At 69.3% G+C, this 11,796-nt stretch carries 9 protein-coding genes; 1 reads left to right on the top strand and 8 read right to left on the bottom strand.

All coding sequences use genetic code 11. The features are described from left to right. Positions 1-113: 113 nt before the first annotated feature. The gene (locus U4Z31_RS08450) at positions 114-710 is read left to right on the top strand and encodes a phospholipid-binding protein MlaC (protein ID WP_124485984.1); all 597 of its coding nucleotides are present in this window, start codon (positions 114-116) and stop codon (positions 708-710) included. A gap of 206 nt (positions 711-916) precedes the next feature. Here the strand turns inward: U4Z31_RS08450 and U4Z31_RS08445 are convergent, their stop codons facing one another. The 8 genes from U4Z31_RS08445 to glcD form a co-directional block, all read right to left on the bottom strand. Continuing rightward, the gene (locus U4Z31_RS08445) at positions 917-1,561 is read right to left on the bottom strand and encodes a response regulator (protein WP_044848871.1); all 645 of its coding nucleotides are present in this window, start codon (positions 1,559-1,561) and stop codon (positions 917-919) included. A 31-nt stretch (positions 1,562-1,592) separates the two neighbouring features. Continuing rightward, positions 1,593-2,972 (bottom strand): cache domain-containing protein, encoded by a 1,380-nt coding sequence (locus U4Z31_RS08440; protein WP_044848872.1) that lies wholly within the window; start codon positions 2,970-2,972, stop codon positions 1,593-1,595. 106 nt (positions 2,973-3,078) lie between these two features. After that, entirely contained in the window at positions 3,079-4,641 is a 1,563-nt protein-coding gene (locus tag U4Z31_RS08435; RefSeq protein WP_044848873.1) for a diguanylate cyclase, read from the bottom strand. Between the two features lie 547 nt (positions 4,642-5,188). Beyond that, positions 5,189-7,363: a malate synthase G gene (locus U4Z31_RS08430; RefSeq protein ID WP_257772815.1), complete on the bottom strand. Its 2,175-nt coding sequence runs from the start codon at positions 7,361-7,363 to the stop codon at positions 5,189-5,191. Between the two features lie 44 nt (positions 7,364-7,407). Beyond that, entirely contained in the window at positions 7,408-7,812 is a 405-nt protein-coding gene (locus U4Z31_RS08425) for a GlcG/HbpS family heme-binding protein (RefSeq protein WP_044848880.1), read from the bottom strand. A 31-nt stretch (positions 7,813-7,843) separates the two neighbouring features. Then, positions 7,844-9,064, bottom strand: coding sequence for a glycolate oxidase subunit GlcF (glcF, locus tag U4Z31_RS08420; RefSeq protein ID WP_321809959.1), 1,221 nt, complete (start codon positions 9,062-9,064; stop codon positions 7,844-7,846). A 26-nt stretch (positions 9,065-9,090) separates the two neighbouring features. After that, positions 9,091-10,173, bottom strand: coding sequence for a glycolate oxidase subunit GlcE (gene glcE / locus U4Z31_RS08415; RefSeq protein WP_321809958.1), 1,083 nt, complete (start codon positions 10,171-10,173; stop codon positions 9,091-9,093). After that, entirely contained in the window at positions 10,173-11,672 is a 1,500-nt protein-coding gene (gene glcD, locus U4Z31_RS08410; protein ID WP_321809957.1) for a glycolate oxidase subunit GlcD, read from the bottom strand. The genes glcE and glcD overlap by 1 nt, the downstream gene beginning before the upstream one ends. Positions 11,673-11,796: the final 124 nt, after the last annotated feature.

Here is an 11,796-nt window from a genome sequence, read left to right as displayed (position 1 = left end):
ACAGTCGGTCACCGCGCGGCAGGCGGGCCGCCGGGCCGCTATACTTCGACCCACCGGCCGATGCGATCGATGCAATCCGCCGTCCGTTTTTTTCACCGAGTGCGAATATCCGTATGAAACGTCATCTGTTTGCTTTCGTCGCGGCGGCCGCCGTGTCGGTTTCCGCTTTCGCGCAGAGCGCGCCGGTCGACATCGTCCGTAATGCGGTCGAAGGCACCGTCAACGCGATGAAGGCCGATCCGGGTGCGCGCGGCGGCGACATGGCAAAAGTCACGCAAGTCGTCGAGCAGCGCTTCCTGCCCGCGACGAACTTCGAGCGCACGACCCGCATCGCGGTCGGCGATGCCTGGAAGCAGGCGACGCCGCAACAGCAGCAGGAGCTGTACAAGCAGTTCAAGCTGCTGATGACGCGTACCTATGCCGCGTCGCTCGCGCAGCTCGGCAGCCAGGACGCGAAGTTCTCGTTCAAGGCCGGCGGCGCGTCGGGTGCCGATGCGCTGGTGCAGTCGACGGTCACGACGCCGGGCGACAGCCAGTCGGTCGGCTACCGGCTCGGCAAGGTCGGCAGCGACTGGAAGATCTACGACATCGACATGTCGGGTGCGTGGCTGATCCAGGTCTACCAGGGGCAGTTCAAGAGCCAGCTCGCGTCGGGCGGGATCGACGGCCTGATCGCGTATCTGCAGAAGCACAATTCGCGGACGAATTGAGCGTCGCTGCGCGCAGTCAGGATTTTGGATGAGTGAAAGGCGCCTCCGGGCGCCTTTTTCGTTCGTGGTCAGTCGAGCGGTCGAGCGGTGATTCCACTGCGCGATGCCGACTCGGCGAATCACATGCGAAGCGAGAAAAAACAGCATCGTAGGGCTAATCAATGTGACCGAGGCGAGTGCCTTTTGCGGCGCCGCACGTCGCCGCCCTACCGCCGCCGATGCTCGACCGCGAACTTGATCAGCTCCGCCTGCCCTTCGATCTCGAGCTTGCGCTTCAGATTGAGCCGGTGCGTTTCCACCGTGCGGACCGACAGCCCCGTCTGCTGCGCGATCTGCTTGCTCGACAGCCCCTCGGCCAGCGCATCGAGGATGTCGCGCTCGCGCGGCGTCAACCGGTCGAGCGGCGACGCGGTCGCGCTTGCCTGGATCATCCGCGCGGCGAGCCCTTCGCTGAAGAACGTCTGCCCGGCCAGCACCGAGCCGATCGCGCGCACGATCTCGCTCGCGGGCGAATCCTTCAGCAGGTAGCCGCTCGCGCCGGCGCGCACGGCCTGCGTCACGTATTCGATGTTGTCGTGCATCGACAGCATGAGCACGCGAATCCCCGGAAAGCGCTCGTGGAACACGCCGGCGAGCGTGATGCCGTTCATCCCGTTCATGCCGACGTCCATCAGCGCGAGGTCGGGCTCGAGCGACGCGGCGAGCGCAAGCGCCTCGTCCGCGTTGCCGGCTTCGCCGACCACCGACAGGTCGGCCGCCTCGAGCCGCATCCGCAGGCCGTCGCGCACCAGCGGATGATCGTCGACCAGCAGAAGGCGGGCAGCGGGCCGGGCGGTGTCGGGGGCGCTCATGGGCAAGGGTCTCCGGTTATGGGGCGCGTGTTCAGGCGGCGCGCAGCGGCACGCGCGCGGCCACGACGGTGTGGCCGACCTGCGACGTGATCGTCAGCATGCCGCCCAGCGCGTCGAGCCGCTCGCGCATGTTGCGCAGCCCGATGCCGCGGCGCGCGTCGGTCTGCGTACGCTCGGCGTCGAAGCCGCAGCCGTTGTCGGCGATGGTCAGCGTGACGGCATGCGCGCCGACGTCGAGCGTGACGGCCGCGCGCGACGCCTGCGCATGATGCACGATGTTGCTGAGCGCTTCCTGCGCGATCCGGAACAGCGCCGTGTTGACCGGCGCGGGCAGCGGCCGCGCGCCGCTGTGCGCGACCTGCGTATAGCCGATGTCGATGCCGCTTTCCGCACCGAGCTCGCGCACGAGCTGCTCGAGCGCGGCGGCGAGGCCGAGATCGTCGAGCATCGCCGGGCGCAGCGCGTGCGAGATGCGCCGCACTTCGCGCAGCGTGTCGCCGAGCCGCCCGACGCCCGATGCGAGCGCCTGCTCGGCCTCGGGCATGCGCGCGGTGCCGCGCTCGAAGCGCGCGAGTGCGGATTCGAGCATCAGCTTCGCGGACACCATCATCTGGCTGATCCCGTCATGCAGCTCGCGCGACAGCCGCTCGCGCTCCTGCTCCTGCGATTCGACGACGCGCTGCGCGAGCTGCTTGAGCTTCGCGTCGGCGCTGCGCGACTCGCTGACGTTCAGCACCAGCGCACAGACGGCGATCGCCGCCGCGCCGGTCAGCGCGATCGCGGTGAGCCAGCTCATCGTGCGCTCGATGTTCGCGGACGCGCGCGCGTCGATGCGCTGCAGCGCGGTGTCGACGTCGTCGAGATAGATGCCGGTGCCGACCATCCAGCCCCAGCGTTCGAGCGCGACGACGTAGCCGAGCTTCGGCGCGGGCTTGCCCGTCGACGGCCGCTGCCACGTGTAGCGCACGTAGCCGCCGCCGTGCGACGCGGCGCCGATCAGCTGCTGGATCGTCAGCGCGCCCTGCGGGTCGCGCATCGACCAGTAGTTGTGGCCGACGCGCTCGGGCTCGCGCGGATGCATCAGCGCATTGCCGTGCAGGTCGTATACGAAGAAATAGCCGTCGGGGCCGAAATCCATCTTCTGCAGCATCGCGAGCGCCTGCGTGCGCAGCAGTCCGTCGTCGCGCGCATTGCGGCCGCTCGCGTCGTACAGCGGCATGATCGCGCTCGTCGCGAGTTCGACGTAATGCTTCAGCTCGACTTCCTTGCTCGACAGGTAGGCGGCCTGGATCGTCGCGTGCTGCGTGCGCGCGAGCGACGTCGCCTGCTGGCGTACGCCGAAGCCGATGCCGGCGATCGCGAGCAGGAACGGCACGATGGCCAGAAGGAAAATCTTTGCCTTGAGTCTCATGGTGGTGTGAAGCGGGCGCGCGTGTCGCGCGGCGGCCGGGCGAGCCGACATTGTCGGCGATTTCGCCCGCGGCCGGCGCTGTGGCGGCCGGGCGGCCAGCCGTGGCTCAGGCGCGCCGCAGCGTGCGCTCGGCGGACGGGGCCGTTTGCACGACGACCTGGTTGCGCCCGCCTTCCTTCGCGCGATACAGCGCGTCGTCGGCGAGCTTCAGTGCGGCCTGGATGCTGTCGTCGAGTTCCGGATAGCAGGTCGTCACGCCGATGCTCGCGGTCAGGCGGTCCGACGCATCCGTGTCGTGCAGGATGCCGAGATCGAGGATGGCGGTGCGGATCGATTCGGCGATCGTCACGGCGCCGGGCGTGTCGACGTCCGGCAGCACCACGACGAACTCCTCGCCGCCGTAGCGCGCTGCATAGTCGGCCGGGCGGCGCAGGCATCCGGCGATGCAGCGGCCGACCGCGGCGAGCGCATCGTCGCCGGCCTGGTGGCCTTGCGTGTCGTTGTAGCGCTTGAAGTGATCGACATCGACGAACAGCAGCGACAGCGCGTGCTGCGAGCGCGCCGCGCGGCGCCATTCGCGCGCGAGCGTGACGTCGAGCATCCGGCGGTTGTCGAGGCCCGTGAGGCCGTCGGTGCGCGCGAGCGCTTCCAGCTCGGTTTCCGCGCGGTGACGCTTGCGCAGCTGGATGTCGAGCAGCATCGACAGGCCGACGAAGCCGAGCGCGAGCAAGGCCATCGCCGAGCCGATCGGGATCGCGCGGTCGTACCACGCGGCGTAGGTGTCCGCCTCCGAGCGCGCGACCATGATGATCAGCGGCAGGTGGTCGAGGTGCCGGAACACGTACAGGCGCCGCACGCCGTCGATTGACGCGGTATCGGCGAAGCTCCCTTCGTTGGCGGTCATGAACCGGCGGAACGTGCTGGCCTTGCTGATGTTGCGGCCGACGATCGCCGGATCGTAAGGCTGGCGCGCGAGCATCAGGCCCTTCGTATTGATCAGCGCCATCGACCCGCGATCGCCGAGCGAGAGGCGCGAGAACAGGTCCTGGAAATATTCGAGCCGGATCGACATCACGGCGACGCCGCCGAACGACCCGTCGGGCCGCGTGATCCGCCGGCTGAGCGCGATGCTCGGCGAGCCGCCGCGCAAGCGCGAGCGGTACGGGTCGCTGACGTACAGGCCGACGTCCGGGTTGTCGCGGTGCACCGTGAAGAACGATTCGTTGCCGAAGTTGGCCTTGCGCGGCACGTCGCTCTTGCCGTCGACCGCGATGTCGCCGTTCGAGTCGAGCACGTAGATGCCGCCGAGATACTTGGCCGTCGTCGCGCGATCGAACAGCACCTGGCGGCGCAGCGGCATCGGCAGCGCGAGGACGGCGGGATCGTTCTCGCCTTCGACGACCGCCTGCAGCGACAGCGCATAGAACTCGATGTTGCGCTCGATGTCCCACGACGCCATCAGCGCGATGTTCTGCTGGGTGGTGCGCGCGCGATCGCGTGCGTCAATCCGGCCTTCGTACAGCAGGATGCCGCACAGCAACAACAGGATCAGTGCGATCAGCAGCCCTGAATAGAAGATCAGGTGCGGCAGCAGGAACCGGCGCAATTGGGCGGCGACGCGGCTTGTCAGGCCGGATTCGCTGGGCATTGCGTAGTCGGTTTCTGCCATGGTCCGTGGATCGATGGGCATCGTCGCCGGGGCGGCAGGCCGATGCGATTGTTCGTATGATTTGCCGGCGATGATCCGGAATGCACCCCCCGGTGCGCATTCCGCCCGACCGACCTGGAACACGGTGCCGATGATCGGCGATGGCGGCCTGATAAACCGCTGCATCACCTGCCGACCGGCAAGAATTGCCGCGATTCGACGATCCGACGAATCGGGCGGCGCGGATTGGTCCGAGTATAACGCGCGCATTCGTGCACGCGGAAAATGTTGCGGGCCGTTGATCCGGATCAAATTGTCGTCCTGGCAGAGACTTGCCAGTCGCGTGCGGAACGTTGCAGCGCAAGGCTTTGCGCCAGGAGGGGGCAGCGCGCATACCGCCGTCGCCGATTTACATGCTTTAACGGCAGGCGGACGCGGAACCTTAAATCGTGCGATTCGGATCGATTATCCGTTTCAGCGGTTGCATGAATTCGAATGTAAAAACGGGCAGCCGTAATGGCTGCCCGCTTCGTGAAAACCGCATGCGGGAAAGCCCGCATGCGAAGGCTTACGCGCCGTGCTGTTGCGCCTTGTACGCGAGCCGGAACCGATGCAGCAGCGGCTCGGTATAACCGCTCGGCTGCGACGTGCCCTGCAGCGCCAGTGCGCATGCGGCCTTGAACGCGGTCGACTGGTCGTAGCCGGGCGCCATCGGGCGATAGTTCGGGTCGCCGGCGTTCTGCTGGTCGACGACGCGCGCCATCCGCTTGAACACGTCGAGCACGAAGGCCTCGGTGATCACGCCGTGGCGCAGCCAGTTCGCGATGTGCTGGCTCGAGATGCGCAGCGTCGCGCGGTCTTCCATCAGGCCGACGTCGTGGATGTCCGGCACCTTCGAGCAGCCGACACCCTGTTCGACCCAGCGCACGACGTAGCCGAGAATGCCCTGCGCGTTGTTCTCGACCTCGCTCAGGATTTCGCTCTCGCTCCACGCGGCGCGCTCGACGACCGGCACGGTCAGCAGCCCTTCGAGCAGCGTGTCGCGCTCGCTTGCGTACGGCGTCTTCTCGAGTTCCTGCTGGATGGCCTGCACGTCGACGAGGTGGTAGTGCAGCGCGTGCAGCGTCGCGGCGGTCGGCGACGGCACCCACGCGGTGTTCGCGCCGGCGCGCGGATGCGCGATCTTCTGCTCGAGCATCGCGTGCATCAGGTCCGGCATCGCCCACATGCCCTTGCCGATCTGCGCGCGGCCGCGCAGGCCGGCCGACAGGCCCGCGAGCACGTTGTTGCGCTCGTACGCCTGGATCCACGCCGACGACTTCATGTCGCCCTTGCGGATCATCGGGCCCGCTTCCATCGCGGTGTGCATCTCGTCGCCGGTGCGGTCGAGGAAGCCGGTGTTGATGAACGCGACGCGCGCGGCCGCCGCCGCGATACAGGCGGCGAGGTTCACGCTGGTGCGGCGCTCCTCGTCCATGATGCCCATCTTCAGCGTGTTGCGCGGCAGGCCGTACAGATCCTCGATGCGCGCGAACAGCGTGTCGGCGAACGCGACTTCGACCGGGCCGTGCATCTTCGGCTTCACGATGTAGATCGAGCCGGTGCGCGAGTTGCGCTTGGCCTTCAGGTCGTGCAGCGCGCACAGCGTCGTGACGACACCGTCGAGGATGCCTTCCGGAATCTCGTTGCCGTCGCGGTCCAGCACCGCGCCGTTGGTCATCAGGTGGCCGACGTTGCGCACGAACAGCAGCGAGCGGCCGTGGAGCACCAGCGTGCCGCCGGCCGGCGTGGTGTACTCGCGATCGGCGTTCAGGCGGCGCGTGAAGGTCTTGCCGCCCTTCGCGACCTCCTCGACCAGCGTGCCCTGCATCAGGCCGAGCCAGTTGCGGTAGAGCTGGACCTTGTCGTCGGCGTCGACCGCCGCGACCGAATCCTCGCAGTCGATGATCGTGCTGACCGCGGCTTCGAGCACGACGTCCTTCACGTTCGCGAGATCGGCGCGGCCGATGGGGGTCGACGCGTCGATCTGGATCTCGAGGTGCAGGCCGTTGTGCTTCAGCAGGATCGCGGACGGCGCGCCGGCCGCGCCCTGGTAGCCGACGAACTGCGCCGGCTGCGCGAGGTGCACGACGCCCTTGCCGGTTTCGACGGCGAGCTGGCCGTCTTCCACGCGATAGCGCAGCGCGTCGCGGTGCGAGCCGCTCGCGAGCGGCGCCGCGTTGTCGAGCACGCCGCGCGCGTAGTCGATCACGCGCTGGCCGCGCGTCGGGTTGTATGCCGTGGTGCGCTCGGCGCCGCCGTCTTCCGGCAGCGCATCGGTGCCGTACAGCGCGTCGTACAGGCTGCCCCAGCGTGCGTTCGCGGCGTTCAGCGCATAGCGCGCGTTCGACAGCGGCACGACGAGCTGCGGGCCGGCCTGCGTCGCGATCTCGCTGTCGACGTTCGCGGTGGCTGCCGCGACATTCGACGGGACCGGCACGAGGTAGCCGATCTGTTCGAGAAATGCGCGAAACGCGGCATGGTCACGCACCGGGCCAGGGTGCGCGCGATGCCACGTGTCGAGTTCCTGCTGCAGGCGGTCGCGTTCCGCGAGCAGCTCGCGGTTGCGCGGCGCGAGGTCGTGTACCAGGGCCGAGAAACCGCTCCAGAACGCGGCCTTGTCGATACCGGTGCCCGGCAGTGCTTCGTTTTCAATGAACTGGCTCAGCGCTGGCGCGACTTGCAGTCCTGCTTGGTCGATCATCGTGATTCCTCCCGGGGAAAAAATTCGCGCGCGGCTTGGCTGACTCATGTCGCGACGCTTTGTACGCCGGCGCGGGCGATCAGCGCGTCCTGCTCGGACTTTACGCCAGACACGCCGATCGCGCCCGCAATCCGGCCGTCGAACGCTACCGGCACGCCGCCTTCGAGCAAGCCCGTCAGCGGCACGCTGAGAAACGCGGTGCGGCCACCGTTGATCATATCCTCATACGCTTTCGTCTCGCGCCGGCCGAGCGCCGCCGCACGCGCCTTGTCCTGCGCGATGACGGCGCTGGCCGGCGATGCGCCGTCCAGGCGCGCGAACGCGAGCAGGTGGCCGCCGTCGTCGACGATGGCGATCGATACGGCCCAGCCGTGCCGTGCGGCTTCCACGCGGGCGGCCGCGAGCATGCGTTCGGCGTCGGCGAGCTGGAGTTCGGGTTTGGTTTGCATCATGTTCCTCCGGAATCAGCGGTCGGTGGAATCAGTCGACCCGTCGGTCGTCGACGAGCTCGATCCAGTGGCGCACGCGCGTGCGGCCCGCGCCGTTCAGGTGAGTCTGGCAGCCGACGTTGGCCGTGACAATCAGGTCCGGCCGCGCGGCTTCGAGCGCGTCGAGCTTGTTGTCGCGCAGCCTGGCCGCGAGTTCGGGCTGCGTCAGCGCATAGGTGCCGGCCGAGCCGCAGCAGAGATGGCCGTCGGCGACATTCGTCAGATCGAAGCCGAGCCGCGTCAGGATGCTTTCGACCGCGCCGCCGAGCCGCTGCGCGTGCTGCAGCGTGCACGGGCAGTGGACCGCGACGCGGCGTCGCGTCGACTCGGCCAGCGCGTCGAGCGGCTCGGCCGCGATCACTTCCGCGAGGTCGCGCGCGAGCGCGCTGACGCGCCGCGCCTTGTCCGCATAGACGGGGTCGGAGCGCAGCAGGTCGCCGTATTCCTTCACGAACGCGCCGCAGCCGCTCGCCGTCAGCACGATCGCCTCCGCGCCGGCTTCGATCGCAGGCCACCACGCGTCGATGTTGCGGCGCGCGCGCGCGAGCCCGGCATCCTGCGCGTTCAGGTGATATTCGGTCGCGCCGCAGCAGCCGGCTTCGCGCGCGGGCGTCACGCTGATGCCGAGGCGGTCGAGCACGCGCGCGGCGGCCGCGTTCGTGTTCGGCGACAGCGAAGGCTGCACGCAGCCTTCCAGCATCAGCACGCGCCGCGCATGGCGTACCGGCGGGCGCGGCGTGGCGGCGGGCACGGCGGCCGGAATGTTGTCCTGCAGCGTGCCGGGCAGCAGCGGGCGCAGCGCGCGGCCGGCCCTCAGCAGCGCGGCGAAGGTTGCCGGCCGCGGCACCACGTGACGCAGGCCCGCGCGCAGCAGGCGCTCGCGCGCAGGCCGCCGCGCGCGCTTCTCGGCTTCCGCGCGGCCGATGTCGAGCAGCGTGTGATAGCGCACGCCGGACGGGCAGGTCGTCTCGCAGTTGCGGCAGGTCAGGCAGCGGTCGAGATGCTGCTGCGTGCGCTCGCCGCACGGCTCGCCTTCGAGCATTTGCTTGATCAGGTAGATGCGTCCGCGCGGCCCGTCGAGCTCGTTGCCGAGCACTTGATAGGTCGGGCAGGTCGCATTGCAGAAGCCGCAGTGCACGCACGCGCGCAGGATCGCTTCCGCTTCGTCGGCCCGGTCGAGGGCCTTGCTGGCTTCGCTGAGATTGGTTTGCATATCGGCGGTTCGAAGTCGGGTTGGCGTCAGACGTTCGCGTACTGGCGGCCGGGATTGAAGATCGCATGCGGATCGAGCTGCGCCTTCAGCTGTCGATGCACGCGCAGCAGCGCGGGCGGCAGCGGCTGGAACGGTTCGGGCGTCGTGCCGGGCGTGAAGCAGGTCGCGTGGCCGCCCCACTGCGCGGCGAAGTGCTGCACGTCGGCCGGCGCGGCGTCGCTTTTCAGCCAGCGCTGCGCGCCGCCCCAGTCGACGAGCAGCGCGCCGGGCAGCGCATCGAGCGGCGCGGCCGCCGGCACCGATACGCGCCACAGCGCGCGCGGACTGTCGAAGAACGGCAGCGACAGGTCGCGCAGCCGCGCCCAGAACCCGTCGTCGCGATCGTCCATCCGCTCGCCGCCGATCGTGTCGCGCGCGGCCTTCACCGAGCCCTCGCCGCCTTCGAGCCGCACGCGCAGCACGCCGTCCGCGTGGCAGGCACCCGCGAGCGGCAGCCCCGCGCGACGCCATGCCGCGACGCGCTGCACGGCTTCGCCGGCAGCGAGCGTCAGCGCGAGATCGCCGGTCGCACGCGGCTTCGGCAGCACCTTCAGCGATACCTCCGTCACGACGCCGAGACAGCCGAAACTGCCCGCGAGCAGCCGCGACACGTCGTAGCCCGCGACGTTCTTCATCACCTCGCCGCCGAAGCGCAGGTGCTTCGCGTGGCCGGTGATCACGCGACAGCCGAGCACGAAGTCGCGCACCGCGCCGGCCCACGGGCGGCGCGGCCCCGACAGCGCCGCCGCGAACATGCCGCCGACCGTCGCCGTGCCGCCGAACGTGGGCGGCTCGCACGGCAGCATCTGGCCGGCCGCGTCGAGCATCGCTTCCAGTTCGGCGAGCGGCGTGCCCGCGCGTGCGGTGATGACGAGTTCGGTCGGGTCGTACGCGACGATGCCGCGGTGCGTGCGCACGTCGAGCGTGCGGCCTTCGACCGCGCGGCCGACGAACGCCTTCGTGCCCGCGCCGCGGATGTGCAGCGGCTGGCGCGCGTGGATCGCGGCGTCGACCTGCGCGACGAGCGCCGCGCTGTCGTCGATCGATTCGGGTTCGCGTTCGCGTCGCATCAGAAGCGCTCCAGTTCGGGAAACGGCAGCTTGCCGTGATGGACGTGCATCGCGCCGAACTCGGCGCAGCGGTGCAGCGTCGGGATGTTCTTGCCGGGGTTGAGCAGGCGCTGCGGATCGAACGCGGCCTTCACCGCGTGGAAGAACGTGATTTCGTCGGCGTTGAACTGCACGCACATCTGGTTGATCTTCTCGCGCCCGACACCGTGTTCGCCGGTGATGCTGCCGCCTGCCGCGACGCACAGTTCGAGGATCTTGCCGCCGAGCGCTTCCGCGCGGTCGAGCTCGCCGGAACGGTTCGCGTCGAACAGGATCAGCGGATGCATGTTGCCGTCGCCCGCATGGAACACGTTCGCGACCGGCAGCGCGTATTGCGCGGACAGCGCGGCGATCCCTTCGAGCACGCGCGGCAGCTCGCGGCGCGGGATCGTGCCGTCCATGCAGTAGTAGTCGGGCGACATGCGGCCGACCGCCGGGAACGCGTTCTTGCGGCCGGCCCAGAAGCGTTGCCGCTCCGCTTCGTCGCGCGCGACGCGGATCTCCGACGCGCCCGCGTCGCGCAGCAGCGCGGCCACGCGTTCGGCGTCTTCGTCGACATCGGTCGCGGCGCCGTCGAGTTCGCACAGCAGGATCGCCTGCGCGTCGACCGGGTAGCCGGCGTGGATGAAGTCCTCGGCCGCGCGGATCGCGAGGTTGTCCATCATCTCGAGCCCGCCGGGGATCACGCCCGCGCCGATGATCCGCGCGACCGCCGCGCCGGCTTCGGCCACGTCGTCGAAGCTCGCCATCAGCACCTTCACGCTCGACGGTTTCGGCAGCAGCTTCACCGTCACCTCGGTGACGATGCCGAGCATCCCCTCGGAGCCGGTGAACAGCGCGAGCAGGTCGAAGCCGGGCGCGTCGAGCGCGTCGGCGCCGAGCGTCAGCGTGTCGCCGTCGATCGTCAGGATCTCGACCTTCAGGATGTTGTGCACCGTCAGCCCGTATTTCAGGCAGTGCACGCCGCCCGCGTTTTCGGCGACGTTGCCGCCGATCGAGCAGGCGATCTGCGACGACGGATCGGGCGCGTAGTAGAGGCCGTAGGGTGCCGCGGCCTGCGAGATCGCGAGGTTGCGCACGCCCGGCTGCACGCGCGCGATGCCGGCGTCGGCGTCGATTTCCAGGATCCGGTTGAACTTCGACATCACGAGCAGGATGCCTTTTTCGAGCGGCATCGCGCCGCCCGACAGCCCGGTGCCCGCGCCGCGCGCGACGACCGGCACGCCGTGCGCGGCCGCGACGCGGAGCACCGCGCGCACCTGCTCGACCGTGTCGGGCAGCACGACCGCAAGCGGCACCGTGCGGTACGCGGCGAGGCCGTCGCATTCGAACGGCTTCAGCGCCTCGCGCTCGTGCAGCACGTCGAGGCCGGGCGCCGCCGCGCCGAGCGCGGCGACGAGCGTGTCGCGGTCGACGGTCGCCAGCGGGCCGTCGATCCGTTCGTCGTAGGTGAAACTCATCGTGTGTCTCCGTCTCCACCATCTTCATCGTGCAGGCGTCCGCGGGACGCGCGGCACGCCGATGGACGGCATTCTTGGCGGGCCGCGGGGGCGTGTCCAGATGCCGCCGCCGTGGTCATACCAG

The sequence above is a fragment of the Burkholderia sp. BCC1985 genome, assembly GCF_905339915.1.
GTDB lineage: Bacteria > Pseudomonadota > Gammaproteobacteria > Burkholderiales > Burkholderiaceae > Burkholderia.
Note: the sequence above shows the minus strand (reverse complement) of the source record. Positions and strands in the feature narration are given on the sequence as shown.